At 75.7% G+C, this 26,958-nt stretch carries 28 protein-coding genes; 7 read left to right on the top strand and 21 right to left on the bottom strand.

Features of this window, described 5'->3' with window-relative positions:
* Window positions 1–926: transglycosylase domain-containing protein (locus ACI8AX_RS19855; RefSeq protein WP_456551583.1), on the bottom strand; the 926-nt coding region annotated here is incomplete at its 3' end.
* A gap of 170 nt (window positions 927–1,096) precedes the next feature.
* Window positions 1,097–3,163, bottom strand: coding sequence for a HelD family protein (locus ACI8AX_RS19850; protein WP_456551582.1), 2,067 nt, complete (start codon window positions 3,161–3,163; stop codon window positions 1,097–1,099).
* Between the two features lie 85 nt (window positions 3,164–3,248).
* On the opposite strand from ACI8AX_RS19850, the gene ACI8AX_RS19845 reads away from it, so the two are divergent.
* A complete protein-coding gene (locus ACI8AX_RS19845) occupies window positions 3,249–4,259 on the top strand; it encodes a zinc-binding dehydrogenase (RefSeq protein WP_456551581.1) in 1,011 nt (336 codons plus the stop codon).
* A gap of 15 nt (window positions 4,260–4,274) precedes the next feature.
* Here the strand turns inward: ACI8AX_RS19845 and ACI8AX_RS19840 are convergent, their stop codons facing one another.
* From ACI8AX_RS19840 to ACI8AX_RS19815, 6 genes are all read right to left on the bottom strand, one after another.
* The gene (locus tag ACI8AX_RS19840) at window positions 4,275–4,937 is read right to left on the bottom strand and encodes an acVLRF1 family peptidyl-tRNA hydrolase (protein ID WP_456551580.1); all 663 of its coding nucleotides are present in this window, start codon (window positions 4,935–4,937) and stop codon (window positions 4,275–4,277) included.
* On the bottom strand, window positions 4,934–6,808 hold the full coding sequence (locus tag ACI8AX_RS19835) for a right-handed parallel beta-helix repeat-containing protein (protein WP_456551579.1): 1,875 nt from the start codon (window positions 6,806–6,808) through the stop codon (window positions 4,934–4,936). The genes ACI8AX_RS19840 and ACI8AX_RS19835 overlap by 4 nt, the downstream gene beginning before the upstream one ends.
* A gap of 7 nt (window positions 6,809–6,815) precedes the next feature.
* Entirely contained in the window at window positions 6,816–7,226 is a 411-nt protein-coding gene (locus ACI8AX_RS19830; RefSeq protein WP_456551578.1) for a rhodanese-like domain-containing protein, read from the bottom strand.
* Entirely contained in the window at window positions 7,223–8,416 is a 1,194-nt protein-coding gene (locus ACI8AX_RS19825) for an MFS transporter (RefSeq protein WP_456551577.1), read from the bottom strand. Before ACI8AX_RS19825 ends, ACI8AX_RS19830 begins: the two co-directional genes overlap by 4 nt.
* A 119-nt stretch (window positions 8,417–8,535) precedes the next feature.
* Window positions 8,536–9,039: an SRPBCC domain-containing protein gene (locus tag ACI8AX_RS19820; protein ID WP_456551576.1), complete on the bottom strand. Its 504-nt coding sequence runs from the start codon at window positions 9,037–9,039 to the stop codon at window positions 8,536–8,538.
* Window positions 9,036–9,383, bottom strand: a complete 348-nt coding sequence (locus tag ACI8AX_RS19815) for an ArsR/SmtB family transcription factor (protein ID WP_456551575.1) — start codon at window positions 9,381–9,383, stop codon at window positions 9,036–9,038. The genes ACI8AX_RS19820 and ACI8AX_RS19815 overlap by 4 nt, the downstream gene beginning before the upstream one ends.
* Before the next feature lie 56 nt (window positions 9,384–9,439).
* Here ACI8AX_RS19815 and ACI8AX_RS19810 point away from each other — a divergent pair, with 56 nt between their 5' ends.
* Both ACI8AX_RS19810 and ACI8AX_RS19805 read left to right on the top strand, forming a co-directional pair.
* Window positions 9,440–9,760, top strand: coding sequence for a hypothetical protein (locus ACI8AX_RS19810; protein WP_456551574.1), 321 nt, complete (start codon window positions 9,440–9,442; stop codon window positions 9,758–9,760).
* 83 nt (window positions 9,761–9,843) lie between these two features.
* Window positions 9,844–10,086 carry an acyl carrier protein gene (locus tag ACI8AX_RS19805; RefSeq protein WP_456551573.1) on the top strand — a complete coding sequence of 81 codons (243 nt, stop codon included), beginning with the start codon at window positions 9,844–9,846 and terminating at the stop codon, window positions 10,084–10,086.
* Between the two features lie 51 nt (window positions 10,087–10,137).
* On the opposite strand, the gene ACI8AX_RS19800 is transcribed toward ACI8AX_RS19805, so the two are convergent.
* The 4 genes from ACI8AX_RS19800 to ACI8AX_RS19785 form a co-directional block, all read right to left on the bottom strand.
* Window positions 10,138–10,830: a DsbA family oxidoreductase gene (locus ACI8AX_RS19800; protein ID WP_456551572.1), complete on the bottom strand. Its 693-nt coding sequence runs from the start codon at window positions 10,828–10,830 to the stop codon at window positions 10,138–10,140.
* Between the two features lie 28 nt (window positions 10,831–10,858).
* The gene (locus ACI8AX_RS19795) at window positions 10,859–11,863 is read right to left on the bottom strand and encodes a cation diffusion facilitator family transporter (RefSeq protein ID WP_456551571.1); all 1,005 of its coding nucleotides are present in this window, start codon (window positions 11,861–11,863) and stop codon (window positions 10,859–10,861) included.
* Between the two features lie 87 nt (window positions 11,864–11,950).
* Window positions 11,951–12,328, bottom strand: a complete 378-nt coding sequence (locus tag ACI8AX_RS19790; protein ID WP_456551570.1) for an FKBP-type peptidyl-prolyl cis-trans isomerase — start codon at window positions 12,326–12,328, stop codon at window positions 11,951–11,953.
* Window positions 12,316–13,695, bottom strand: coding sequence for an MFS transporter (locus ACI8AX_RS19785; protein WP_456551569.1), 1,380 nt, complete (start codon window positions 13,693–13,695; stop codon window positions 12,316–12,318). The genes ACI8AX_RS19790 and ACI8AX_RS19785 overlap by 13 nt, the downstream gene beginning before the upstream one ends.
* Before the next feature lie 125 nt (window positions 13,696–13,820).
* On the opposite strand from ACI8AX_RS19785, the gene ACI8AX_RS19780 reads away from it, so the two are divergent.
* Complete coding sequence (locus ACI8AX_RS19780) at window positions 13,821–15,527, top strand: glycoside hydrolase family 13 protein (protein WP_456551568.1); 1,707 nt, start codon at window positions 13,821–13,823, stop codon at window positions 15,525–15,527.
* Window positions 15,528–15,579: 52 nt separating this feature from the next.
* Here the strand turns inward: ACI8AX_RS19780 and ACI8AX_RS19775 are convergent, their stop codons facing one another.
* From ACI8AX_RS19775 to ACI8AX_RS19745, 7 genes are all read right to left on the bottom strand, one after another.
* Entirely contained in the window at window positions 15,580–16,761 is a 1,182-nt protein-coding gene (locus ACI8AX_RS19775) for a glycosyltransferase (RefSeq protein ID WP_456551567.1), read from the bottom strand.
* Between the two features lie 82 nt (window positions 16,762–16,843).
* Window positions 16,844–17,041, bottom strand: coding sequence for a ferredoxin (locus ACI8AX_RS19770; RefSeq protein WP_456551566.1), 198 nt, complete (start codon window positions 17,039–17,041; stop codon window positions 16,844–16,846).
* Window positions 17,042–17,067: 26 nt separating this feature from the next.
* On the bottom strand, window positions 17,068–18,372 hold the full coding sequence (locus ACI8AX_RS19765) for an NADH-ubiquinone oxidoreductase-F iron-sulfur binding region domain-containing protein (protein ID WP_456551565.1): 1,305 nt from the start codon (window positions 18,370–18,372) through the stop codon (window positions 17,068–17,070).
* Between the two features lie 20 nt (window positions 18,373–18,392).
* Window positions 18,393–18,734 (bottom strand): Rieske (2Fe-2S) protein, encoded by a 342-nt coding sequence (locus ACI8AX_RS19760; protein ID WP_456551564.1) that lies wholly within the window; start codon window positions 18,732–18,734, stop codon window positions 18,393–18,395.
* A 53-nt stretch (window positions 18,735–18,787) separates the two neighbouring features.
* Entirely contained in the window at window positions 18,788–19,939 is a 1,152-nt protein-coding gene (locus ACI8AX_RS19755; RefSeq protein WP_456551563.1) for an amidohydrolase family protein, read from the bottom strand.
* Between the two features lie 43 nt (window positions 19,940–19,982).
* Complete coding sequence (locus tag ACI8AX_RS19750) at window positions 19,983–21,122, bottom strand: amidohydrolase family protein (protein ID WP_456551562.1); 1,140 nt, start codon at window positions 21,120–21,122, stop codon at window positions 19,983–19,985.
* A 140-nt stretch (window positions 21,123–21,262) separates the two neighbouring features.
* A complete protein-coding gene (locus ACI8AX_RS19745) occupies window positions 21,263–22,192 on the bottom strand; it encodes an alpha/beta fold hydrolase (RefSeq protein ID WP_456551561.1) in 930 nt (309 codons plus the stop codon).
* 97 nt (window positions 22,193–22,289) lie between these two features.
* Between ACI8AX_RS19745 and ACI8AX_RS19740 the strand changes: the two genes are divergently transcribed.
* Window positions 22,290–23,555 (top strand): TetR/AcrR family transcriptional regulator, encoded by a 1,266-nt coding sequence (locus ACI8AX_RS19740; RefSeq protein WP_456551560.1) that lies wholly within the window; start codon window positions 22,290–22,292, stop codon window positions 23,553–23,555.
* Here the strand turns inward: ACI8AX_RS19740 and ACI8AX_RS19735 are convergent.
* Complete coding sequence (locus ACI8AX_RS19735) at window positions 23,532–24,026, bottom strand: hypothetical protein (protein ID WP_456551559.1); 495 nt, start codon at window positions 24,024–24,026, stop codon at window positions 23,532–23,534. The genes ACI8AX_RS19740 and ACI8AX_RS19735 overlap by 24 nt on opposite strands.
* 95 nt (window positions 24,027–24,121) lie before the next feature.
* On the opposite strand from ACI8AX_RS19735, the gene ACI8AX_RS19730 reads away from it, so the two are divergent.
* Both ACI8AX_RS19730 and ACI8AX_RS19725 read left to right on the top strand, forming a co-directional pair.
* Complete coding sequence (locus ACI8AX_RS19730) at window positions 24,122–25,333, top strand: Nramp family divalent metal transporter (RefSeq protein ID WP_456551558.1); 1,212 nt, start codon at window positions 24,122–24,124, stop codon at window positions 25,331–25,333.
* 83 nt (window positions 25,334–25,416) lie between these two features.
* Window positions 25,417–25,656 (top strand): hypothetical protein, encoded by a 240-nt coding sequence (locus tag ACI8AX_RS19725; RefSeq protein WP_456551557.1) that lies wholly within the window; start codon window positions 25,417–25,419, stop codon window positions 25,654–25,656.
* On the opposite strand, the gene ACI8AX_RS19720 is transcribed toward ACI8AX_RS19725, so the two are convergent.
* A complete protein-coding gene (locus tag ACI8AX_RS19720; RefSeq protein WP_456551556.1) occupies window positions 25,642–26,907 on the bottom strand; it encodes an acyl-CoA dehydrogenase family protein in 1,266 nt (421 codons plus the stop codon). The two genes, ACI8AX_RS19725 and ACI8AX_RS19720, sit on opposite strands and share 15 nt — an antisense overlap.
* Between the last annotated feature and the right edge of the window lie 51 nt (window positions 26,908–26,958).

The raw sequence follows: 26,958 nt of genomic DNA, 5'->3' as shown, positions 1-26,958 counted from the left end.
CACACGAACTTGTTGTTTTGTGGCGCCAAAAAAACAACCACACACCCCCCCCCCCCACCCCCCCCCCCCCCCCCCCCCCCCCGCCCCCCCCCCCCCCCCCCCAGCCCGAGCGGCGCGGCCTGCGCCTGCGCCGCCTCCTCCTCCGAGACGTACCCCTGCTCGGCCATCCGCGAGAGCACCTCGTTGCGCCGCTCGGTGGCGCGCTCGGGGTGGGTGAACGGGTCGTCGTTGGTCGGGCTCTGCACGAGGCCGGCCAGCAGCGCGGCCTGGGTCAGGGTCAGCGCGGAGGCGTCGACGCCGAAGAACGCCCGGGCGGCCGGCTGCACGCCGTAGGCGTTCTGCCCGAAGTACACGATGTTGAGGTAGCGGGTGAGGATCTCCTCCTTGGAGTACTCGTCCTCCAGCGCCAGGGCCAGCCGCGCCTCGCGCAGCTTCCGGCCGACGGTCTGCTCCGTGGCCGCCACGCGCTCCTCGGGGGTGTCGGCGGTCTGCAGCAGGGTCTGCTTCACCAGCTGCTGGGTGAGCGTCGACCCGCCCTCGGCGACCTCGCCGGCGGTGATGTTGCGGACCAGCGCGCGCAGCGTGCCCTGGACGTCGAGGCCGCGGTGCTCGTAGAAGCGGGAGTCCTCGATCGCGACGATCGCCTCCTGCATGACCTCGGCGATCTGGTCCGGCGTGACGGGCTGGCGGTTCTCCTCGTAGAAGTACGTGATCGGCTCGCCGTTCGCGGCGAGCAGGACGGTGTTGCCCGGCGGCGTCCGGTCGGTGAGCTCGAGCGGGATGTCCCCGAGCAGCCCGGTCGACTGCGAGGCGATCAGGGCGGGCCCGCCGACCCAGGGGAACAGCAGCCCGGCGACCAGGGCCCCGGTGGCCACGATGGCGGCGACGAGCTTCAGCAGCGTGCCGAGCCGCGCGCGCCGGTCCATGGTCCTCCCTCCGGGGTGCGTCCTCCCTCCTGTCGGCCGCCCACGGAAACAGAGACGGCGGGCGGCCACAACCACCCGCGCCGCGACGGGACGCCCGGGACGCGCGTGACGACGCCGGCCGGCCGGTCCGGTCGACGGCCAGCGACCGGACCGCGACGCTCGGCGACCGCTCAGCCGGCCAGCGGCGCCGGCAGGTCGCCGCGGTGCAGGACCACGAGCCGGCTGACCGCCCGGGTGAGGACGACGTAGAGGCGCTGCAGGCCGCGGGGCTCGGCGGCCGCGATCGCCGCGGGGTCGACGACGACGACCGCGTCGAACTCCAGCCCCTTGGCCAGCCCCGCCGGGACGACCGCCAGCCGGCCGGCCGCGGCGCCGTCGTCGGCCAGGGGCTCGGCGGGCAGCCCGGCGTCCCGCAGGCCGGCGACGACGCCGGCCACCTCCGCGTCGGCGCACACGACCCCGATGGAGCCCGGCACGGCGGCCAGGTCGCCGACCACCTCGGCCAGGGGGCCGGCGAGGTCGGTCACCGGCCGCACCGTCAGCGACCCCGGCTCGCGGCGGACGGCGGTGGCGGCCGGCAGCCCGGGGGCGATGACCGGCAGCAGCCGGTTGGCGTAGTCGAGCACCTCGCCCGGCACCCGGTACCCCCGGACCAGCGGGCGGACGGCGGTGCCCGGCCGGCCCAGACCGCGCAGCGTCGGCCCCCACTCCCTCGCCGACCAGGGACTGGTGGCCTGCGCGAGGTCGCCGAGCACGGTGAGCGAGCCCGCGGCCAGCCGGCGGGCGATCGCGCGGCACTGCATCGCCGAGAGGTCCTGCGCCTCGTCGACCACCACGTGCCCGTAGCCGCCGGTGCGCTCGAGCAGGCCGGCCACCTCGTCGACCAGCACCGCGTCGGCCGCCGTCCACGGCGCCGTCCGCAACGACCGGGGAGCCGGCCGGACCAGCGCGGCCTGCTCCTCCTCGTCGAGCACGCCCCGGGCGGCGCGGGCCAGCACGGCGGCGTCCGACAGGAGGTCGCACACCAGCGCGGCGGCGTCCCGGGCCGGCCAGACCGCGTCGCAGAAGGCACGGACCTCGGGGCTCCGGGCAGCCCGGCGGGTCTCGGCGTCGCTGGGGCTGCCGCCGGCGGCCTCCTTCTGCCGGCGGGCGTCCTCGGCGAGGCTCATCGCCAGCCGCTCGCGGCCGGCGGTGTAGTGCAGCACCTGCTGGTCGTCGTCCCCGCGGCCGCGCCGCCGCAGGTCGTCGACGTAGCGCTTCAGCCGCTCCACCGGCACCCGGTAGCGGCGGCCCGCGAGCGGCACCTGCACGTCGTCGGCCGGCTTGGCGACGGCGCCCCACAGCGCCCGGTGCAGCACGGCCGCCATCCGCTCGTCGCCCTTGAGGGCGGCGACCTCCGGCGCGTCGGTGGCGCGGACCGGGACCCGGGCGGTCAGGTCGGCCACGGTCGTCTGCTCGACGTCGACCTCGCCGAGGGTGGGCAGCACCTGCTCGATGTAGCGCAGGAACGCCCGGTTGGGGCCCACGACCAGCACGCCGGTGCGGGCCAGCTGCCCGCCGTGCGTGTACAGCAGGTAGGCGGCGCGGTGCAGGCCGACGGCGGTCTTGCCGGTGCCCGGGGCGCCCTGGACGCAGACCGACTCGGCCAGCGGCGCCCGGACGATCTCGTCCTGCTCCGGCTGGATCGTGGCGACGATGTCGCGCATCGGGCCGGTGCGGGGGCGCTCGATCTCGGCCCGCAGCAGCGCGCCGTCCCCCTCCTGGCCGGCACCGAGCAGCTCGTCCTCGTAGCCGGTCAGCTCGCCGCCGTCGAAGCCGAACCGGCGGCGGCGGACCAGGCCCTGGGGGTCGGCGGCGGTGGCCCGGTAGAACGGCCGGCTCATCGGCGCCCGCCAGTCGATGACCACCGGGTGCCCGGCGTCGTCGCGGACGTGCCGGCGGCCGATGTGGAAGGTCTCGCCGCCCCCGTCGCCGCCGCCGTCGGTGCGGCCGAAGAAGGGCGGGACGCCGGGGTCGTCGGCCAGCGCGGCCAGCCGCTCGGCGCGGGCGGCGCCCAGCCGCTCGGAGGCCCAGGCGTCGACGCCGGCGTCGGTCACGGCGGTGGCCGCGGCGCGCATCCCGGTGAGGCAGTCGGCGGCGTGCGCGAGGTGCGCGCGCTCGGCGGTCAGGACGGGGTCGGGGGCGGGGTCGGGGGCGGGGTCGGGGGCGGTGGTCGTCTCAGCAGGCGGGACAGACACGGTCGATGGACGTTACGCGCGCCCGGGCGCCCCGTCGATCGACTTCCGACGTGTGCCCGGCCGCCGCTCCGGGGAGGGAGAGGGCATGTCCGACACGATGCTCGCCGGCCGGTTGAACGTGCGCACGAGGGAGTTCACGGTGCGCGAGGTGCCCCGCCCCTCCCCGGGGCCCGGCCAGGTGCTGGTCCGGGTCCGCGCCGCGGGCATCTGCCTCTCCGACGTCCACCTCATCGAGGGCCAGCTCTCCCCGCTGTTCCTCGCCGGGGAGGAGGTCACCCTCGGCCACGAGGTCGCCGGCGAGGTGGCCGAGCTCGGCGAGGGCGTCACCGGCGCGACCGTCGGGCAGCGGGTCACCCTGCAGGCCGGGGAGGAGATCGGCGGCTGGATCCACACCCGCGGCGTCGACTACGACGGCGGCTGGGCCGAGTACGCGCTGGCCACCGTGCCCACCCTGGTGCCGATCCCCGACGACATGCCCTTCGAGCAGGCCTGCATCGTCCCCGACGCCGTGTCCACGCCCTGGGCCTCGATCGTCCGCACGGCCGGCGTCCGCGCCGGCGAGCCGGTGGGGGTCTGGGGCATCGGCGGGCTCGGCGCGCACGCGGTGCAGCTGCTCCGCCTGGCCGGCGCGGCGCCGATCGTCGCCGTCGACCCGGTGGAGGCCGCCCGCGAGCGCGCCCTGGACTTCGGCGCCGACCTGGCGCTGGACCCGTCCGAGGACGTCGCCGCGCGGGTCCGCGAGCTCACCGGCGGCGCCGGGCTGGCGTACGCGTTCGACTTCGCCGGCGTCGCCGCGGTGCGCGAGCAGGCGGTGCGCTGCCTGGAGCGGGACGGCGGCCTGGTGCTGGTCGGCCTCACCGACCAGCCGCTCACCATCCGCAACGGCACGCAGTTCAGCTACTTCGGCCAGCGCGTCCTCGGCCACTACGGCTCCGAGCCCCAGCACGTCGAGCAGCTCGTGCGGCTCGTGCGGCACGGCCGGCTGGACCTCTCGCGGTCGATCTCGGGCACCCTGCCGCTGGCCGAGGCCGCCCGCGGCGTCGAGCAGCTCGAGCGCAAGGAGGGCAACCCCGTCCGCCTCGTGATCCAGCCGTAGCGCGAGGCCCGGCCGTCACCCCTCCCCGGGTTCCCGGATGAGGACCTCCACGGCGCGGAACTGCTCCGGGGTGTCGAGCAGCACCTGCTTCGTCGGCTCGCCGACCTCGACCGGGGCGGTCCGGGGGAGGTCGGCGAGCGGGCGCAGCCGGGGGTCGGCCAGCACGTCGTCGACCAGCCCGCGGTCGCCGCCGGGCACGAGCGCGGTCAGGCCGGCGGCATGCGGCAGCAGCACGCGGGCCGCGGTGTCGGCGGCCGCGCCCACCACGGCGGCGGTCTGGTTGTCCCGGCGCCGGGCGAAGCGCTGCTGCGACCAGCCGCCGGCCGCCGTCCGCCCCTGCACCAGCCGGCTGTCGACCTTCGACACCACGAGCGCGGCGCCGTCGAAGACGCCCACCGCCCAGCGCCCGCGGCGCACCAGCAGCACGGCCGCGCGCACCGGACGTCGGGCCGCGGCACCGAACGAGGCCAGCAGGGGCGGCTGCGGCGTCCAGCCGAACGGCGCCCGCAGCACGACCGCCGTCCCGTCGGCGCAGGTCACCGCCAGCGCGTCGCCGTCGGCACGCACGTCGGTGAAGGCGCCGTGCCGCTCGGCCACGCCGTCCAGCCACCGGCCCAGCCGCTCGGGGGCGACGCCGAGCCGGCGGCCCCCGCCGGCGGCCGGACGGGACCGGGTCACGGCCGCGCGCCCAGCCGCCGGGTGCCGGCCGGCAGGCCCAGGGCGTCGGCGACCGGCGCGGGCAGGCCCGCGACCGCCTCCTGCGCCGCCAGCAGCTCCGGGCCGGGTCCCGTGCCGGCCAGGGCCGACAGCGGGAACTCCGCGCCGCCGGCCTCCTGCCCGGTGGCCGCCCGGAACGCCGCCACCGTCGGGTACGGCACCGGGGCGGCCGCACCCTCCGGCCAGGTCACCACGGCGGCCGGGTCGCCCGGCCCGGCCACCAGGTAGGCGTTCCCGGTGAGGGTCAGGCCGATCTCGCCGGCGGTCCGCAGGAGCCCGCGGTCCTCCACGCAGACCAGGCAGCCGCTGCCCTGCGCGCCGCCGACCACGTTGCCGCCGACGGTGACCTGGCCCAGCACCCACGTGACGGTCGGGTCGGGCAGCTCCTGCCGCGGGTCGTGCCCCGGCACGTCGAGGTCGCTGGCCAGCCGCTCGTCCTGCACGACCCACAGCGGCCGCTCGCCGTTGCCGGCCACGGTGTTGCCCCACACCTCCACCCCGGCCGCGTTGTTGACCTTGATGCCGGTGCGGCCGTTGCCCACGACCAGGTTGTCGGCGAGGACGGCGCGGCTGGAGATCTCGAAGGCCAGGCCGTTGGCCGTGTTCCGCAGGACGTCGTTGCCGGTGACGGTCGCGTCGAACACCGACTCGTCGAACCACAGCCCGGTGCCCAGGTTGTCGGCGAACACGCTGTCGCGCACGGTCAGCCCGCGGGCCCGGCCGAGCTTGGCGCCGCCGGAGACCGGCGCGGCGTTGAACCGCTCGGTGTTGTTGCCGACCGCCCGCAGCCCGTCGACCAGCAGGCCGTCGGCGTAGGAGGACTCGAGCCCGATCAGCCCGTTGCGCTCGACGGTGACGTCCCGGACGACGACGTCCTCGCCCTGGCCGCGGCCGCCCACGAACAGGCCCTGCGTGGCGTTGTCCGAGACGACGACGTCCTCGACCGTGACCCCCCGGGCGGTGACCCGCACGGTCCCCTTCTGCGGCACCGAGGTCGCGTAGCCGCGGAACCCCAGGCCGCGCACGGTGCTGCCGGCGCCGAGCACCGTGAGCGCGACGTCGAGGTCGCTGGCCCGCACCGCCCGCCCGGTGGGGTCGGTGCCCAGCCACAACCGGTCGCGCGCCTCGTCGACGGCGAAGGTGCCCGGCACGACCTCCGCCCGGCCGGCGACCTGCCGCTGGGCGACGCCGTCGACGAAGAGCATGTCGGGGTGGGCGGCCAGGGGGTGGGCCGGGTCCACGAAGGTGAAGCCCTCCTCCGTGCCGTCCGGCGCGCCCTCGGTGTAGGTGGGGCTGCTGTCGAACTCCGCCGTCCAGCCCTCCAGCCGCCAGACGGGCCCGTCGGCCACCCAGCCGGTGACCTCCCGGGTGCCGTCGAACCAGACCTCCGCGCCGGGCGCCGCCTGCAGGGTCAGCGCGCGGCCCTCGGGGAGGGTGACGCGCTCGTGGTAGGTGCCGGCGGCCAGCACGACGGTCGCCCCGTCCGGGGCGGTCTCGAGCGCGCGGGCCACCGTCCGCAGGGGCGCCGCCGCGGTGCCCGCGGCCGCGTCGTCCCCCGTGGGGGCCACGTGCAGGGCGCCGGCCGGGACGGCGTCCTGGCGGCTGCCGAGCGGCGCCGCGCCGGCCGCGACCACCGGGCGGGGGCCGGGCTCCTCGTTGGGCGGGACGTCCCCGGCGGCCGGCGGCGGCTCGGTGGGCGCCGCCCCGCCGGCCCCGCCGTCCCCCCGGCCGCTCACGGCGACGAGCGCCCCGGCGACGACCGCGAGCACCGCGAGCGCGAGCAGCACCAGCCGGCGGCGCCGCGGCGGCGCCGGGACGCGGGGGGAGGTCATCGCCGGCTCAGTCGCCGCTGATGACCGGCAGCCCGGCCGCCTTCCACGCCTGGAAGCCGCCGACGACGTCGGTGGCGCGGTGCAGGCCCAGGGCCCGGAGGGAGTCCGCGGCGAGGCTGGAGGAGTACCCCTCGTCGCAGAAGACGACGACCTCGACGTCGTAGCCGGTGGCCTCGGGCAGCTTGGCGTCGCTGGCCGGGTCGAAGCGCCACTCGAGGTGGTTGCGCTCGACGACCAGCGCGCCGGGGACGGCCCCGTCGCGGTCGCGCTGGGAGGCGGGCCGGGTGTCGACGAGCACCGCGCCGGCCTCCGCGCGGGCGGCGGCCTCCCGCGGGTCGACCCGCCGCAGCCGGCCCCGGGCCTCGGCCAGCAGCTCGTCGACCGTCTTGGCCCCCGCGGGGCGGTCGGGGGCGGTCACCCGGCCATCACCTTCTCCGCCTCGGCGTTCTGGACGGGGACCACGAGCAGCCGTCGGTAGGCGAAGACCACCAGCGCCGCCACCGCGGCCGCCACGACGGCGACGAGGAACGAGGCGTTGGCACCGTACGAGTCGACGATCAGGCCGGCGAGCGACGAGCCGACCGCCACACCCAGGCCGAGCGCGGTGCCGATCCAGGTGAAGGCCTCGGTGGTCGCCGACGGCGGCACCAGCAGCTCGGCGAGGGTGAAGGAGCTGATCAGCGACGGCGAGACGGCGACGCCGGCGACGACCACGAACGGGAGCATCAGCCACACGTCCTCGACGAGCAGCAGCGGGACGAGCAGCACGGTGAGGGCCGCGAGCACGATCGTCAGCCGCTTGCGCAGCGGGAGCTCCCAGTGCACCGTGCCCCAGCCGATGCCGCTGGCCATCGAGCCGACGGCCAGCCCCGCGATGAGGACCCCGGACAGCGACATCGCGTCGACCTCGTCGGCGAACGCCACCAGCGCGATCTCCAGCGTGCCCAGGATGGCGCCGACCGCGGCGCCGACCACGAAGAGCACCCGGATGCCGGGCGTGCGGATGGCCGAGGGCCCGTTGCGGCTCACGTGCCCGTGCGGGGGCGGCTCGGTGCGGCCCTGCGCCGCGAACAGCAGACTGCCGACGACGGCGAGGACGAAGGCGGTGACCACGCCCGACGTCGCGTGGCCGGTGGTCGACAGGAACGTCACCAGCACCGGGCCGACGATGAACACGAACTCGTCGACGACCGACTCCATGGCCAGCGCGGCCGGCAGGCGCTTGGTGCCCCGCAGCAGGTGCGTCCAGCGGACCCGGATCATCGACGCGACCGGCGGGATGCACGCGCCGGCGAGGCCGGCGAAGAGGAACACGGTCCAGGTGGGCCAGTCGTCCTTGACGGCGGCGAGGAACAGCGCGCCGGAGGCGGCGAAGACGGCCGTCACCGGCAGCAGCGTCCGCCGCTGGCCGAAGGTGTCCGCGAGCCGGCCGAGCAGCGGCCCGACCGCGGCCGTGGTGACCGCGCCGACGGCGGCGACGGCGCCACCGAAGGCGTAGGAACCCGTCTCGTCGGCGATCAGCAGGACGCAGCCGAGACCCACCATCGACAACGGCAGCCGGCCGATGAACGCGGCCAGGACCATCGGCACGGCGTGCGGCGTGCGCATGACGTGCAGGTAGGGAGACACAGAGCAAGGACCCCGTCGTGGTCAGGGGAGGAGGAGGACCCCCGCCACGCTAACCCACCGCGTGCGCCCCGGCCGCCGGACGACGGGGGCCACGCCGGTCAGCCCGCGGCCGCGTACCCCGGGCCGACCGCCGCGAGGAAGGCGTCCCAGTCCGCGGGCGGCTCGCTGCCGGTGAGGACGGCGTCGAGCCGGTCGAGGTACCAGTGCCAGCCGCTCGCCACGTCCGCGGCGCCGATGTCGCCCTCGAGCACCTGCTGGAAGGTGAGCGTCGTCCCCCCGGCGTCCTCGGCGAGGTCGACCTCGAGCCGCCAGCCCATCTCGTCGAGGAACTGCACCACCAGCCGGCGGGGCGGCTCGCACTCGACGAGCCGGACCCGGGTGACCGGCGCGCCCTCCTCGGCGGTCATGGTGAAGGTGCCCTCGGCGCCGGGCCCGTGGGGACCGTCGTACCGGCCGATCCACCGGACCGAGCGCTCGGGCTCGGTGAGCGCACCCCACACCGCGGCGGCGGGGTCGGGCCACGAGCGGCGGAAGACGAGGCGGCGCCGGCCGTCGGGGTCCGTGCGGACCTCGCCACGCCGGTCCTCGGGGCTCGCGGTCATCGGGTCTCCTCCCGGGTCGCCGCCCGCCGGCCGCGGGCGATCTCGGTGTCGAGCGCGTCGAGCCGCCGGGCCCACAGGTCGCGGTAGGGCTCCAGCCAGTCGTCGATCTCGCGCAGCGGCGCCGGGTCCAGCGCGTACAGGTGCCGCCGTCCCTCGACGCGGGCGCGGACCAGGCCGGCCTCGCGCAGGACGCGCAGGTGGCGGCTGACCGCCGGCCGGCTCACCGGGAACCGGCGGGCGAGGTCACCGGCGGCCACCTCGCCCCCGGCCAGCAGCGCGACGATCTCGCGCCGGGTCGGGTCGGCGAGTGCCGCGAGCGCCTGCACGTCCAATGTGTAACACATCGCTGACACGTCGGCCAGGCGGTTGCCGGGCGGCGGTCGCGGGAAGGCAGACCGCCATGACCGTCACCGACCCCGACGTGCCCGACCCGCTCAACGACCCGCGCACCCTGCAGGCCGACCCCGGCGCCCACGGCCAGGGCGACGACCTCGCCTCGGCCGCCGACGACCCGTCCGCGAGCGGCGAGGACGAGCTGACGGCCGGGCAGACCGAGGCCGACGACGCCGGCGGCGGCGACGTCACCGGCGGGGCCGCCACCGACGACGTCGCCCCCATGGGGACGGCGTCCGGCGACTCCGCGGGCGAGGACCCGCTCGGCGAGGACCTCGTCGGCGGCCCGCTCACCGGCGGCGGCGAGACCGCGGGCGGCGTGTCCTAGCCGGTGACGGATCGTTTCGTTTCGCCGCAGCGACCGCGGGAACCGTGTCCTGCACCACACCGGCGGCAGAACGGAGGGTTGTCATGGCGACCGGCGAGACCGGCTTCGAGGACGTCACCTACGACCTGATCTCGGTCCAGTACCACTCGCTCAAGGCCGGGCACGACTACGGCCAGTACGTGCGGGACGCGGAGAACGCGGGCCTGGACGACATCGCGGGCTTCTTCCGCGAGGTCATGGAGCAGGACTCGGCGCGCGCGAAGCGGTGCCACGAGTTCCTGCGGCAGCTGTCCGGCACGGACCAGGGCGGGCCGGCCACCCAGTGACGACGTGAGGCCCCGCTCCGACCCGGAGCGGGGCCTCGTCGTGCGGGCGCCTCAGACCGCGCAGCTGTCGCCCGCGCAGCCCTCGGCCGCGGGGACGGTGGTCAGCGGGTGGGCGTCGGCCCACGCCCGCTCGAGCACCTGCAGGAGCAGCTCGGCCGGTTGGGCGCCGGACGCGCCGTACCGCCGGTCGACGACGAAGAACGGCACGCCGGTGGCGCCCAGCGCCCGCGCCGTGGCGACGTCCTCCCGCACGGCCGCGCGGTACCGGTGGTCGGCGAGCGCCTCCCGGACCTCCGCCTCGTCGAGCCCGGCCTCGGCCGCCAGGGCGGCCAGCGAGTCGACGTCGAAGACCGAGCGCGCCTGCTCGAAGTGGGCGTGCAGCAGCCGCTCCTTGAGCTCCCCCTGCAGGCCGCGCTCGGCGGCCAGGTGCAGCAGCTCGTGGGCGAGCAGCGTGTTGCCGCTGACGCCGGCGGCCAGGTCGTAGCGCAGGCCCTCGCCGGCCGCGGTCTCCTCGACGTGCCGCATCATCGCGCGCATCTCGTCCTCGCCGCGGCCGTACTTGGCGGCCAGCGCGGGCAGCGTCGGGTGCGTCTCGCCCTCGGGGACCGTCGGGTCCAGCTCGAACGACCGCCACACGACCTCGACCTCGTCGCGGTGCGGGAACCGCTCCAGCGCGGCCTCCAGCCGCCGCTTGCCGATGTAGCACCAGGGACAGACGACGTCGCTCCACACCTCTACGCGCACGGACCGGCCAACCGCGGCCGGCCCGCCGTCATTCCGGCCCGTGCGCCTGCGCCCGGGCGCGGCCGTCGCCGGGCGTGGGGTCGAGGAAGACGTAGCGGACGCCGCCGTGCCGGGCCACCAGCCGCCGCTCGGCCTCGTCCGAGGCCCGCTCGACGTCGGCCACCGTGGCGGTGTCGGCGAAGTCGACCTTCGCCGAGACGATGAGCTGACCCGGTCCGATGACGGAGGTCAGCAGCACCGGGACGGCGCTCACCTGCGGCAGCGCCTCGATCTCGGCCCGCAGCTCCTCGCGCAGCCGCTCCGGCACCGACTGCCCGATCAGCAACGAGACGTTGGCCCGGGCGAGCACGGTGGCCACGAGCAGCAGCAGGAAGCCGATGAGGACCGCCGCGATCCCGTCCCACACCGGGTCGCCGGTGACCTGCTCGAGGAACAGCCCGAGCGCGGCCAGCACCAGCCCGACGAGCGCGGCGCTGTCCTCGAAGGTGACCGCCTTGACCGTGGTGTCGGTGGTCTCGGCCAGGTAGCGGCGCGGCGTCGTCCGCTCGCGGCGGGCGCCGCCGCGGACCTGCCGGACGGCCTTGAGCCAGGAGGCGCCCTCGAGCACGAAGGAGACGGCGAGGACGACGTAGGCGATCAGCGGGTCGCCCTGCTCCTCGCCCTCCAGGATCGTCTCCACGCCCTGGTAGAAGGAGAACCCCGCGCCGAGGGTGAAGGTGGCCAGGCAGGCCAGCAGCGCCCAGAAGTAGGTCTCCCGCCCGTAGCCGACGGGGTGGCGCTCGTCGGGGGCGCGGTCCCCGCGCTTGAGCGCGACGAACAGCAGCACCTCGGTGATCGTGTCGGCCAGCGAGTGCGCCGCCTCCGACAGCATCGCCGAGGAGTGGCTGATGACACCGCCGACGAGCTTGGCGATCGCGATGCCGAGGTTGGCCAGGCCGGCCACGACGACCGTGCCGGTCGACTCGCCGCCCTGGTGCTCCCCCTGCGCCTCGCGGACCAGGGCGTGCTCGGCGCCCGGCGCCGGTTCGGTCATGGCGCGGGCTGTGCCCGGCGACGCCGCGCCCCATGCGCGGCCCCCGGGCGCGCCGGGGGACGGCCGACGCCGTCCCCCGGCGGTGCGTCAGCGGACGCCGACGAGGTCGACGACGAAGACCAGCGTCGCGCCGGGCTTGATGACCCCGCCCGCGCCGCGGTCGCCGTAGGCCTTGTGCGCCGGGATGGTCAGCCGCCGGCGGCCGCCGACGCGCATGCCGGCGATGCCCTCGTCCCAGCCCTGGATGACCATGCCGACGCCCAGCCGGAACTCCAGCGGGTCGCCCCGGTCCCACGAGGCGTCGAAGGTCTCGCCGGCGTCGTGGGTGACGCCCACGTAGTGCGCGCTCACCAGGCTGCCGGGGGTCGCCTCGGGCCCGTCGCCGACGACGATGTCCTCGACCACCAGGTCGGCCGGGGCCGGGCCGGTGGGCGGGTCGACGTCCGGTCGGGTCAGTTCCGCCACGGTTCTCCCTCCTGCACCGGGGAGGTCCCGGCACCGCGGTCCATCCAATCAGCGGCGGCCGGGGCCGGCGCAGCGGCGGGGACCGAGGGCACCGGCTCGGGCAGCGGCGCGGCCGGACCGGCGTCCAGCGGGTGGGCCAGCTCGTCGGCCGGCAAGCGGGCCGCGACGACGGCGACGACCGCCATCACCGGCGGCGCCAGACCGGCGACCAGGAACGTGGTGGTCGTCCCGATCGCCTCGCTCACCGTGCCGGCCAGCGCCATCGACAGCGGCATGAAGCTCAGCGAGGTGAAGAAGTCGAGGCTGGACACCCGGCCCAGCAGCGCCGGCGGCACCCGGCGCTGCAGCAGGGTGCCCCAGATGACCATGCCCGCCTGGAACGTCGCGCCCATGAGCGCTCCGGCCGCGATCATCACCCACAGCGCCGGGGAGGCCCCGAACACGACCATCGGGACGCAGCCGAGCCCCCACAGGACGTTCATCACCGTCAGGTAGCGGCGGGGCAGCCGCAGCGACGCGACGACCAGCGAGCCGGCGGCGCCGCCGATGCCGAAGGCGGCCAGCACCCACGCGTGCTGCGCGGGGCCACCGCCGGCCTCGGCCACCACGTAGGGCACCAGCACCTCGAACGGCCCGATGAAGACCAGCAGCATGGCCGCGGCGAACAGCAGCGTGGCCAGCAGCCACGGCGTCCGGACCATGTAGACGAAGCCCTCGCGGACGTCGGCCAGCAGGCCGGTCCCCGGCCCGTCCTCCCCCATGTCCCGGCGGACGGGCGTCTCCGGCAGCAGCCACACGGCGACCCCGGCCAGCACCGCCGCGACCGAGGTGGCCGTCAGGGCCACACCCGGCGAGGAGGCGGCGACCACGGCGCCGGCGGCGGCCGGGCCGGCGGCCTGGGCCAGCAGCGGGCGGACCACGCCCTCCAGGCCGTTGGCCGCCAGCAGCTGGTCGGCGGGCACCAGCGCCGGCACGAGCGCGGAGTACGCCGGGTAGTACAGGCCCATCCCCGCGCCGGTGAGCAGCGAGACCAGGCCCAGCTGCCACGTGGCCAGCAGCCCGGTCAGGGAGAGCACCGCGACCGCGCCGGTGCTGACGGCCTGCAGCAGCTCGACGCCCAGCAGGATCCGCCGCTGGGGCACGCGGTCGGCGAGGGCGCCGCCGAGCAGCGTGCTGGCCAGCATGCCTGCCGCGCTGGCCCCGGCGACCAGGCCGAGCACGGCCGGGCCGGCACCGAGCTCCACCACCTGCCAGACGAGGGCGATCGCCCACATGCCCTGGCCGAACAGCGAGAGCGCGAGCGAGGTGGCCAGCAGCCGGTACCGGCCCGAGGCGAGCGGCGTCAGGGCCCGGGGGAGGCCGGCCATCGTGCGACCTCCTCGATCCGGACGGCGGTGCGCCCCATCGTCACCCAGGGGTGCGACGGGAGTCGCGCGAGTTCTCCGGGGGCGGACGCGGATGCGGCGCGCGCCGGGCCGTGCTGGGCTGGGGCATGCCCGCCGAGGACCGTCCGTGGTGGACCCGCGCCGTCGTCTACCAGGTCTACCCGCGCTCGTTCATGGACTCCGACGGCGACGGCATCGGCGACCTCGGCGGCGTCCTCCAGCGGCTGGACCACCTGGCCGACCTCGGCGTCGACGTCCTGTGGCTCTCCCCGGTGTACCCCTCGCCGCAGGCCGACAACGGCTACGACATCAGCGACTACACCGACATCGACCCGCTGTTCGGCGACCTGGCGACGTTCGACCGGCTGGTCGCCGCGCTGCACCAGCGCGGGATCCGGCTGCTCATGGACCTGGTGGTCAACCACACCAGCGACGCCCACCCGTGGTTCCTCGAGTCCCGCTCGTCCACCACGAACCCGAAGCGGGACTGGTACTGGTGGCGGCCGCCCCGGCAGGGCATGACCGCGGGCGCGCCGGGCGCCGAGCCGACCAACTGGCAGTCGTTCTTCTCCGGCCCGGTCTGGGAGCTCGACGAGGCCAGCGGCGAGTACTACCTGCACCTGTTCGACCGCCGCCAGCCCGACCTGAACTGGGAGAACCCGCAGGTCCGGCAGGCGGTGTACGAGATGATGCGGTGGTGGCTCGACCGGGGGGTCGACGGCTTCCGGATGGACGTCATCAACATGATCAGCAAGGACGTCGCCCCCGACGGGTCGCTGCGCGACGGGCCGCCGCTGCCGGGCTCGGCGTGGGGCGACGGGTCGGCGTCCTACCTCGGCGGGCCCCGCATCCACGAGTTCCTGCAGGAGATGCACCGCGAGGTGTTCGCCGGGCGGGAGGGCGCCTTCCTCACCGTCGGCGAGATGCCGGGGGTGACCGTGGAGCAGGCGCGGCTGTTCACCGACCCGGCCCGCGCCGAGGTGGACATGGTGTTCCAGTTCGAGCACGTCGGCCTGGACCACGGGACGTCGAAGTGGGACGTGCACCCGCTGCGGATGCGCGACCTCAAGGCCTCCTTCGGCCGCTGGCAGGCCGGGCTGGCCGAGGTCGGGTGGAATTCGCTCTACTGGGACAACCACGACCAGCCGCGGGCGGTCTCGCGGTTCGGCGACGACTCGCCGCGGTACCGGCGCGACTCGGCGACGTGCCTGGCCACGCTGCTGCACCTGCACCGCGGGACGCCGTACGTCTACCAGGGCGAGGAGCTCGGGATGGCGAACTTCCCGTTCACCGCGCTCGAGCAGTTCCGGGACGTCGAGTCGCTCAACCACCACGTGCACGCGGTCTCCGCCGGGGCCGACGCCGCCGAGGTGCTGGCCGGGCTGCGCCTGATGAGCCGGGACAATGCACGCACGCCGGTGCAGTGGGACGCCACGCCGAACGCGGGCTTCACCACCGGCACCCCGTGGATCGACGTCAACCCCGACCACGTCGAGTGGAACGCCGCCGCCCAGCGCGCCGACCCCGACTCGGTGTTCGCCCACCACCGGCGCCTGATCGCGCTGCGGCACTCCTCCGACGTCGTGGCCGTCGGGGACTTCCGGATGCTGCTGCCCGACTCCGACGACGTCTACGCGTTCACCCGGTCCCTCGACGGCGAGACGCTGCTGGTCGTCTGCAACCTCTCGGCCACGCCGTACGAGCTGGCCGCGTTGCTGCCCGAGGCGGCCGGCGCCGCGCTGGTCCTGGGCAACCTGCCCGACCCCGGACCGGAGCTGCGCGCCTGGGAGGCCCGGGTGCTGCGCCTGCCCTGAAGGAGGACCCCGTCCCTCGCCGGCTCGGGACGAGCCTCCGGACGGGGCCTGATCAGGCGGCGGCCGCGACGCCCGCCCCGCCGCCGAGGACCGCGGCGTAGTGCCCGATCAGCTCGTCGCCCACCCGCGCCCAGGTCCGGTGCACCACCGACCGGCGGGCCCGGGCCGCCGCCGCGCGCAGCGCCAGCCGGTCGTCGCGCAGACCCGCCACCATGGCCGCCAGCACCCGTGGGTCGTCCCCGCTCCACAGCCAGCCGTTGCGCCCGTGCCGGACGAGGTCCAGCGGCCCGCCGGCGGCGGCCACGACCGCGGGGACGCCCGCGGCCAGCGCCTCCTGCACCGCCTGGCAGAACGTCTCGTCCCGGCCGGGGTGCACGAACAGGTCGAACGACGCCACCAGCCGGCCGAGGTCGTCGCCGGTGCGCTGCCCGGTGAAGACCGCGCGGGGCAGCGCCCGCTCCAGCCGCCGCCGGCACGGACCGTCCCCGGCCACCACCAGCCGCACCCCGGGGAGCCGGTCGACCGCGGCCAGCAGGTGCAGCCGCTTCTCCACCGCCAGCCGCGCGACCACCCCGACGACCAGCTCGCCGTCCGGGGCCAGCCGGGCGTGCAGGGCGGGGTCGCGGCGGCGCGGGTCGAACTGGCGACCGTCGACGCCGCGCGCCCACAGGGCGAGGTCGGGCAGACCGCGGCTGCGCAGCACGGCCGCCGTGGCCGAGGAGGGCACGAGGGTCAGGTCGGCGGTCCCGTGCACGCGCCGCACGAGCCGGTCGGCGAGCGCCGGGCCGCCGGGCAGCCGGTAGCGGCGTGCGAAGGCGGCGAGGTCGGTCTGGAAGACGGCGACCACGGGGATCCCGAGCCCCCGGGCGGCCCGTCCCGCGGCGGCCCCGAGCAGGGCGGGCGAGGCGAGGTGCACGACGTCGGGCCGCAGCCGGCGCAGCGTGGCGGTCAGGTCCAGCCCCGGCCGGGCGACCGCCAGCCCGCGGTAGCCCGGCAGCCGCATCGCGGGCACGCCGACGACCTCGACCGGCGCGCTGCACTCGCTGGTGTAGGACTCCCCGCTGGGCGCCACGACCACCGGGAGGTGCCCGCGGACGGCGAGGTGGTCGGCGACCCGGACCACCGACGTGACGACCCCGTTCACCGCCGGCCGGAAGGTCTCGGCGACGAGGGCGACGCGCAGCCCGGCCACGGCAGGGACGGCAGCGGCGGCACCGGTCAGGACTCCCGTCACACCGCGCAGCGTCGGCCGCGGACGTGGCCGCGCGGTGACCGGGGGAGTTCGGCAGGCGTTACGCCGACCGAACTCCTCCGCCTCAGGGGTGCAGCTCGGTGATCGCGTGCACGGGGCAGTCCAGCAGCGCCCGGCGCACGTCGTCCTCCCGGTCCGGCGCCACGGTGCCGGCGCCGATGAGCGAGACGTAGCCCCACTCGTCGAGGTCGAAGACGTCGGGCGCGTAGCGGGCGCAGAAGCCGAAGCCGTCGCACTTGGTCCGGTCGAGCTTGATCTTCACGGCGGTCCTCCTCGGCGGGCGGCGGCTCAGGCGGACGCCGGCACGGCGACGGCGAACGGCGCCCGGGCCAGCGGCTGCCCCTCCGCCGGGGCGCAGGTGGGGCAGGTGTCGTCGAGGTGGGCGCGGACGGCCTCGGGGAACTCGCGGAGGACGGCGGCGGCGACGTTGGTCGCCCCGTCGAGCGTGCCGCACGCCCCCCGGCCGCGCAGGCGCACCGACCAGTCGGTCAGGCGGGCCACGTCGGGCGCCTCGGCCCGGTGGTCGCGCAGCGCCTCGAGGACGGCGCTCATCGCCGGTATCCCGTTGAAGCACGAGCCGCACTGGCCGGCGTTCTCGCGGGAGAAGTACGCCATCACCGCGGCGGAGACCTCCACCGGGCAGGTGCCGGCGGTCAGCAGGCCGACCGCCCCGCACCCGAGGCCGCTGTGCAGGGCCTTGAGCGCGTCGTACTCCAGCGGCACGTCGAGCACGTGCCGGCCGAGCACGCCGGAGAAGTAGCCGCCCATGAGGACGCCCTCGACCGCGGCCGGGTCCTCGCCCAGCCAGCGCAGGACCTCGGTCAGCGTCACGCCGAAGGGCACCTCGTACAGCCCGGTCGCGGCGCAGCCGGACAGGGTGAGCAGGAAGGTGCCCGGCGAGGCGACGGTGCCCAGCGACCGGTAGCCGGTCGAGCCCAGCCGCTGCACCAGCGGCAGGTTCGCGAGCGTCTCGACGTTGCTGACCAGCGTCGGCCGGCCCTTGACGCCCTCCTCGAAGGGCCGCGGGGGCTTGTCCGTGGGGAGCGCCGGCCCGCCGCCGATGGCCTGGACGGCGGCGGTCTCCTCACCGGCGACGTAGGTCGGCTCCACGACGGTGATCGCGACCGCGACGTCCCACAGGCCGGTGCCGCGCAGCTCGTCCAGCGCCTGCGCCACGGTCTCGGCGGCGTCGGCGTCGGAGACGTACACGTGCGCCTCGTCGGCGCCGGCCATCAGCGCGGCCAGCCGCAGGCCGTCGAGGACCAGGTGCGGCCGGGTGCGCAGCAGCCAGCGGTCCTTGACCGAGGCCGGCTCCCCCTCCTCGCCGTTGGCGACCGCGACCGGCACGCCGCGTCCCCCGCGGACGGTGCGGATCTTGGTGGCGATCGGGAAGGCGGCGCCGCCGCGGCCGCGGACGCCGGCCCCGTCGACCTCGTCGAGCAGGCGCTCGACGTCCTCGACCGGCGCGTAGCCCCCGGCCGCCCGGTAGGCGGCGAGGTCCTCGTGGCCGCCGGTGCCGGGGACCAGCCGGCCCGCGACGCCCGGGTACGCGCCGAGGGCAGGGGTCACCGGCGCGTCTGTCGCCAGGCTCATGGTGCGCAGGACCTCCGGGGTCAGGCGGTGACGATGACGTCGGAGCCCTGCACCCGGACCGGGTAGGTGCGGATGCTCCACTCCGGCTTGACCGCGGTGGTGCCGGTCGCGAGCTCGAACCCCCACTGGTGCCACGGGCAGTAGATGAACTCACCGGCCCGCGACTCGGCCGCGCCGCCCGGGGCCTCCGGGTCGACGACGGTGAGGCCGTGCGTGCGCCCCGAGCACAGCGGGCCGCCCTCGTGCGGGCAGTAGTTGGCGATCGCGTAGAAGCGGCCGTCGACGTTGTAGACACCCACGCCCCAGCGGCCGATGGGCACGACCTTGTGCTGGCCGGGCGGGATCTCGTCGACGGTCGCCACCACGTGCTCCCGTCCCCGCGCGAGCGGGGTCCGTACGGTCGAGCGCTCCCGCACTACAGGGCCCGCTTCTGCCCGGGCAGCGCCGGCACGGTCTCGGGCAGGTTCGGGAACACCTGCAGCGCGTTCTGGTACATGATCTTGTCGCGCATGTGCAGGGGCAGGTGCTTGGCCACCCACTGCGGGTCGTCGAAGGTCCAGTGCGGGTAGTCCGAGGAGAACAGCAGCAGCCTGTCGGCCTCCATCCACTCCAGCGCGCGGGTGAACTCGAGCTTGTCCTCCGGCATGTCCAGCGGCTGCGTCGTGCACCAGATGTGGTCCTTGACGTACTCCGACGGCTTGCGCTTGAGGCCGTTCTCCGGGCCACGCCTGGCGTACACGGCGTCCATCCGCCACATCAGCGGGAGCAGCCAGTTGAAGGCGTGCTCGATGAAGACGATCTGCAGCGTCGGGAAGCGGTCGAAGACGCCGTCGAAGACCAGGCTCATGACCTGGTTGGCCGCCAGCATCGAGTAGCTGACCATCAGGTCGTGGTTGTAGGTCATGAAGCCGACCGGTGACATCGGCAGCTCGTTGTGCTGGCCGCGGCCGAGGTGGCAGGCCACCGGCAGGCCGTTGCGGGTCGCGGCCTCCCACACCGGGTCGTACCGCGGGTCGCCCCAGGCCGGGCGCAGCTCGGCGCCGATCAGGACCTGGGACATGTAGGGGTGGCCGGCCCAGTGCTCGATCTCGCGCGCGGCGGCCTCGGGGTGCTCCATCGCGGCGACGATCGAGCCGCGGAAGCGCTGGTGCCAGTTGTGCTCGCTGTCCAGCCAGCACGCGTCCTGCCACAGGTTGGTGGCCTGGGCGACGGCGTGGTGCTCCTCCTCCGTCTGCCCGCCGCCGTTGAGCGGCCCCAGGATCAGCAGGTCGCAGCCGGCCTCCATGATCACCTGGCGGAACATCAGGTCCGGGTCGGACCCGGCGAAGTTGCCGTCGCTGGGGAACGAGTCGGTGCGCATCGCGAACGAGTGCGCGAAGTCCGGCGCGTCGTAGTAGACCGGGCTGCCGGCGCCGGTGGACCGGTTCTCGAACAGGCTGCGGAACCGCGCCGGCAGGAACGGCGTCAGCTCGCCGCGCTTGGGCGAGGGGTGGATGTCGCTGTCGACGACGCGCACCTCCGCCGTCTCGCTGCTGAGCGTCTTCGGGCGCTGCATCTCGATGGTCATGCCGGTTCCTCTCGTCGCGTGCCGGACGGGTCGGGGGAGCGCCTCAGGCGGACGCGGGGACGGGGGTCGGAACGGGGGCGGACAGGCCGTAGAGCCGGGAGGCGTTGCGCCACAGGACCTTGTCCCGCTGCTCGGGCGTCCAGGCCCGCGGCAGGTCCTCGGGGGAGTGCATCTGCCAGTCCGGGTAGCTCGACCCGAACAGCAGGTGGTCCTCCTTGCCGGTCATGCGCAGCCACTCGTCGGCGAAGTCGGCGTCGGCGCCGGGGCCGTCGAGGGCGCCGTGCACGAAGTACACGTGGTCGGCGAGGTAGGCGCTGGGGATCTTCGGCGCCCACGGGGTCTGCTCGAGGTGGGGCCGGCCGAAGGAGTCCATCCGCCAGATGAACGGCGTCAGCATGTCCGCCGCGCCGTCGGCCCAGACGATCCGCAGCTCGGGGAACTCCTCGAAGACGCCCTCGGCGATCATGTTGAGCAGGTGCCAGACGAAGGTCATCGGCTGGTACGCGGTCAGGTGGGAGAAGGTGCGGGTGATGCCCGACGGCGTCGGCGGGTGGGTGATTCCGACGCCCATCTCGATGTGGACCGCGACCGGCAGGCCCGCCTCGACCGCCGCACGCCACAGCGGCCGGAAGTACGGCCGGCCGTAGGGGTGCTGGGTCTGCATCGGCAGGCCGATCTGCACGACCCTCGGGTGGTCGGCGTACCGCCGGATCTCGCGGACGGCGCCGTCGACGTCGTTCGGGTTGACCCGGATGGTGCCGCGGAAGCGGTCGGCGTACGTGCCCGAGTCGAGCCAGCGCTCGACGAGCATGCGGTTGTATCCGGCGAAGATCGCGGTGCCCAGGTGCCAGTCGGGGAGGATGCCCGCGTTCGACATGGGGTGGAGGACGGCGTAGTCGACGCCGCGCTCCTCGAACAGGTGGCGGCCCACGAGCTCCGGGTCGGAACCGGGGTGCCCCGGCAGCCTCGTCACCGGCTGCCCGAAGGCCTGCTGCTCGACCACCGAGTCGGCCTGGGTGCCCGGGGCGTAGCGGACGCCGTCCGGCGGCGCGAACCACGCGACGTCGACGTCGGGGTAGCCGCGGCTCTTGAACGGCTCGTGCAGGTAGCCGCGCAGGTCGCGGTCGGAGGCGAAGAAGACGTGCACGCTCGCGTCGATGACGGGCTGACCCTCGGAACCCAACGCACGACCTCCCGCAGCGGCCGCGCACGCGCGGCCGGATCAAACGATTGCTCCGCTCACCGTAGTCCGGGGTGACGGCAGCCACAAGGGCGGTCCCCGGCCGCGTGCCCGGGGGGACCGCCCCCGGGCACGCGCCGGCGTCAGCCGGTGGGGCGGCCGTTCCAGTTGATGGTCGTGGGCTCGCCGGCCTCCTTGCCGTCGACGAAGTCGACGAGGGTCGGCGCGGCCAGCACCCAGGACTGGAAGATGCCGCCGGTCCCGGCCTCCCGGTCGCGGCCGCCCTGCTCCCAGGCGTCCTCGGGCCACGGCGGCTCGATCAGCCGGGAGCCCCTGATCAGCGTGTGCACCCGGAACGACGTCGTCGGCGGGTGGTCGTGGTCGGCGATCCCGGGCCGGATGATCAGCGTGGGCACCCGGATCTCGCCGAACTCCCAGTCGGCGACGCCGGGGATGGCCTCGTTCGGCTTGGGGATGAAGGCGTCGAGCCAGCGGTTCATGACCCGCTCGAACTCCTCGGCCCCGATCGCCCGGAGCCGGTCGGCGTTGCGCGGGTTGTCCCGGACCAGGTCGGTCCAGCCGCCGGCGGCCCCGCCGAGCTCGATGATGCCCTCGATCCCCTTGGCGCGGACGGTGCGCAGCTCGTTGAGGATGTAGACGCCGGCCAGGGACATCGTGCTGAAGTTGCCGCCGACGATGTTCCACAGCGCCAGCCGGCTGACCCGCTCCGGGTACATCAGCGCGAAGACGATCGAGTCGCGCGCGCCGCCGGAGCCGCCGAACTTGACGACCCGTTCGATCCCCAGGGCGTCGAGGAGGCCACCGAGGGTCTCCGCGCGCATGTGCGACTCGGACCGCCCGAAGACCTGGATGTCGGACCTCCCGCAGTTCGGGCGGTCCCAGAGCAGCACCCGCTTGCCGCCCGCCGCGATGCCCTCCGCCAGCTCCCGGACGCCCGGGTAGTCCTTGCTGAACCGCCCACCGGGCGTGAGGACGACGACCTCGCCGTCCTCGGGCCCCACGAACTCGTGGACGACGACCCCGCCGTTGACCACCGTCTCGGTCTCAGCCACCTGCACCTCTCCTCTCCGTCGGGTCTTCCGTGGAAACCGTGGGCGCCCGGCGCACCGGCGCGGCTCGGCCGGCACGCGGGCGGCCATACTCGACGCCATGACGGGCGTGCGCGGAGCCGCGGGCCGCACGGCCCCCGGCGACAGCGCGCGGGCGCAGGTCGTGCGGGAGACCGCCGCCCGGCTGTTCGAGGCGGCCGGCTACGCGGGCACGACCATGAACGACATCGCCGATGCCGTGGGGGTGCTGCCCGGCAGCCTCTACCACCACGTCGCGTCCAAGGAGCAGATCGCCGCCGAGCTGCTGACCGCGTTCGGCGAGGCGCTGGCCGAGGTGGCCGCCGCGGCCGGAGCCGACCCGCCGGAGCCCGGCCCCGCCGCCGAGCAGCGGGTCCGGCAGCTGACCGCCGACGTCATGGCGCTGAGCTCGGCGCACGGCGCCGCCGTCCGGCTGCGCGCCTTCGAGCCGCCGACGGTGGCCACGCCCCGCCTGCGCTCGGCGATGCGCCTGCCGACGGCGGCGCTCGACCGGGCCTGGCGGGACGCCGTGGACGGGCTGCGGCCGGCGCGTCCGGGCGGCGCCGACCCGGCGCTGCTCCGCTTCGCCCTCCAGCAGGTGACCCTCGAGGCCCCCGGCAGCTACCCCGGCGACCGGGACCCGCGGGAGCTGGCGACCGGGCTGTGCGACGTCCTGCTGCAGGGGGTGGCCCCCGCCTGCCCGCCCGACGCCGGGCTCGACGGCTCGGCCGCCTCCCGCGCGGCGAGCGAGGCAGTGGCCCGGTGGCGGAGCGAGGAGCCGGCCGGCGGCCCGCGGGACCGCGACAGCATCGTGGCCGCGGCCCGCACCGAGTTCGCCCGGCGCGGCTACGACGCGACGACGGTCCGCGACATCGCCACGGCCGCCGGCGTCCGGATGGGCACGCTGTACCGGCGGGTGGAGTCCAAGGAGGCGCTTCTGCGCGAGGTCCTGGGGAGCTACTCCGGGCACCTGGGCGACGCCTTCGCCGCGGTGCTGGCGGCCGGGTCGCCGCCGGTGGAGACCCTCGACGGCCTGGTCCGGGTGTTCGTGCACGCCAGCCGCCGGTTCGAGGCCGAGTCCTGCATGCTGCGCTACGGCTGGAGCGGCCGGGAGGCGACGAGCAGCCCGTTCCACGACTACTACCTGGAGACCCAGGGGCGGCTGCGGGCGCTGGAGGAGCTGCTCGCGCGCGGCGCGGCGGACGGCTCGCTGCGGACGGTGCCGGACCTGGCTCTGCACATCCGCTCCGTCCTGTGGCTGCCGTTCCACCAGCACGCGCGGACCGGGACGGCACGCGCGCAGGCCTTCCTGCGTGCGGCGCTGCTACGGGGCGCGCTCCGCGGCTGAGACCGGGTCGGCCGCCTCGCGGACGACGATCCGCACCTCGCAGTTGAGGGCGGCCTCCAGCGCGGTGTGCAGCCGGCCCTCGGGCACCCGCCGGGACTGCTCCCGGTCGAGGACGACGCGCACGACCTCCTCGCCGTCCTCCTCCCAGCGCTCGACCGGCGCCTCCACGCCGAACCCGGCGAGCACGCCGCGGGCGTCGTCGTCGGTCCCGCGGCTGATGAAGGTGACGACGCCGGGGGTGGCGGGCAGGCCGAAGGCCCGCGAGCACAGGCCGACGTAGTCGTCGCGGTCGGCCAGCTGCGACTCCTCGAGGATCAGCTCCACCTCGCGGTGCCGCTCCGGGAGGTGCTCCGGCGGGCTGGCCACCACCTCGAGCGCGGCGTCGCGCAACGCCACCAGACCGGCCTCGTACGCGTCCGGCCCGAGAACGCCGTCCGCGTCGATGACCACCCGCATGACGGCCGTGCGCACGAGCGGAAGCTACCCGAGCCGGCGCCGAGACGGAACGAATACTTGCTCCGCCATGGCACGCTGTCCCCGGCGTCAGCGGCGAGCGGAGGGGACCAGTGCTGCACCAGAAGCGCCGTCTCGCGCTGCTCGGCCCGGCCTTCGTCGCCGCGGTGGCCTACGTCGACCCCGGCAACGTGGCCACCAACGTGACCGCGGGTGCCCGCTACGGCTACACCCTCGTGTGGGTCGTGGTGCTGGCCAACGTCATGGCCGTGCTGGTGCAGTACCTGTCGGCCAAGCTCGGCCTGGTGACCCGCCGGTCGCTGCCCGAGCAGCTCGGCGACCGCCTGCCGACGCCGGCCCGGCTGGCCTACTGGGTGCAGGCCGAGGCCATCGCGGTCGCCACGGACATGGCCGAGGTGGTCGGCGGCGCGCTCGCGCTGGCGATCCTGTTCGACGTCCCGCTGGTGCTCGGCGCGGTGCTGACCGCCGCGGTGTCGCTGCTGGTCCTGCGGATCGGCGACGCGCGGGGGCAGCGGGCGCTCGAGCGCGTCGTCATGGGCTTCCTCGCGCTGATCGCCGTCGGGTTCATGGCCGGACTCGTCGTGGACCCACCGGACGGCGGCGACCTGGCCGGCGGGCTCGTGCCCTCCTTCGCCGGCGCCGACAGCGTGCTGCTGGCTTCGGGGATCATCGGCGCGACGGTCATGCCGCACGTGATCTACCTGCACTCGAGCCTGACGACGACGCGGCTGGGCGCCCGCGGCGAGGGGCTGGGCGTGGGCCGGCTGCTCTCGGCCACGCGCGGGGACGTCGCCTCCGCCCTGGTGCTGGCCGGGGTGCTCAACCTGTCGCTGCTGGTGGTGGCCGCGTCGAGCCTGCAGGGGTTCCCGGGCACCGACACGCTGCAGGGCGTCCACGCGCTGATGTCCTCGGAGCTGGGCACCGGCGTCGCGCTGCTGTTCGCCGTCGCCCTGCTGGGGTCGGGGCTGGCCTCGACCTCGGTCGGCAGCGCCGCGGGCGCGGAGGTCATGCGCGGGCTGCTGCGGCGGCGCATCCCCCTGCTGCTGCGGCGGGTCCTCACCGTCGTCCCCGCGATCGCCGTGCTGGCCCTGGGCGCCGACCCGAGCGAGGCGCTGGTCGTCTCGCAGGTCGTGCTGTCGCTGGGCATCCCCTTCGCCCTCGTGCCCCTCGTCGTGCTGACCGCGCGGCGCGACGTGATGGGCGAGCACGTCAACCGGCGCGGCACGACCGTGGCGGCCTCGGTGGTCGCCACCGCCGTCATCACGCTCAACCTCGCCCTGCTGTACCTGACCTTCCTCGGATGAGCGACCGCCCTGCGCCCCTGGCGCCTCCCCGTGACCCCGGTGTAGACACCGGGGCACCTCCCACTCGACGAAGAGGTGGACGGATGTCCCGCAGCAGCGCCGTCGTCCGGCCGGTCCCCCTGGCCCCCCGGTCCCCGTACCCCGCGTCCCTGTACTCCGCGATCTGCCTCGCGCTCGCGGTCGCCGGGCTGGCCACCGGGCGGGTGCTGGAGGCGGTGCTCCTGGTCGCCGGCGTGGTCGCCCACCTGCTGCTCGCGTCCCCCGTCCGGAGTCGCTCGGGAGCGGTTCCCGCGCTCGAGCGACTCCGCTCAGGCGAGGGGTGAGCGGGGCAGCATCCGGTCGCTGATGATCCGCTTCTGGATCTCGCTGGTGCCCTCGAAGATCGTGGTCAGCCGGGCGTCGCGCCAGTGCCGCTCGACCTGCCGCTCGGTGGTGTAGCCGTTGCCGCCGTGCAGCTGCATGGCCTGGCTGGTGACCCGGACGGCCATCTCGGTGGCCTCGAGCTTCACCATCGCGGCCTCCCGGTCGCAGGGGACGCCGAGGTCGAGCAGGTGCGCGACCTGGCGGTAGAACGCGCGGCTCTGCTCGATCTGCGCGGCCATCTCGGCGACGGCGAAGCGCAGCGCCTGGAAGTCGGCGATGGGGTGGCCGAACTGCTCGCGCTCCTGCAGGTAGACGACCGAGTCCTCCAGCGCCGCGCGGGCCAGGCCCACCGCGCGGGCGGCGGTGTGCACGCGCGCGGTGTCGAGGAACTCCTTGGCCTTGCGCATCCCGGCCCGGGCCGCCTCCTCGCCCTCCCCGTCGGCCGCGTTGGCGTCGTCGAGGACGTTGCCGGCGGGGATCCGGACGCCGTCGAAGGTCAGGTCCCACGTGAGGAACCCGTGGTAGCCCACCTTGTCGATGGGGTGGCCCGACAGGCCCTCGGGGAACTCGCCCCGCTCCTTCTCCAGCAGCAGGGTGCGCAGGCCCCGGGAGCGCGGCTCGCCCTCCTCCGGGTCGCGCTCGCGGACGAGCACCTGGATGAAGTCGGCGGCCTCGGCGTTGCCGCACCAGCGCTTGCGGCCGGTGACGACCCACTCGTCGCCCTCGAGCACGGCCCGGGTGGAGACGCCGGCGAGGTCCGAGCCGGCGTCGGGCTCCGACAGCGCGATCGCCCCGATCCACTCGCCGCGGGCGCTGCGGCGGAGCAGCTCCCGGCGGCGGTCAGGGTCGGCCAGCGACGTCCCCAGGCCCTGCGCGCGGGCGAGGATGCTCGCGGTGCTCATCCAGGCGCGGGCCAGCTCCTCGGACACCATGCAGTACTCGAAGACGCCCAGGCCCAGGCCGCCGTCCTCGGCGGGGACGGTGATGCCGAAGTACCCCAGCTCCGCCAGCCGCTGCAGCAGCGAGGCGGGGATCAGCCCCTTCTGCGGGTCGAGCTCGTTGGCCACCGGCAGCACCTCGTCCATGGCGAACCGGCGGGCCTGCAGCTGCAGCGCCTCCCGCTCGGGCGTGTGCCACGGCGGCAGGAGCTCCGGCGGCCGGGCCTCCTTCAGCTCGGTGGTCCCCCCGGTGGCGCTGTCGCTCGACGTCATCGTCGCTCCCTGCTCGGCCGGCGTCGGTGGTCACTCTGGCCGGGGAGGGTG

The organism is Blastococcus sp. SYSU D00813, assembly GCF_054050735.1.
This window is presented reverse-complemented; position numbering and strand designations above follow the sequence as displayed.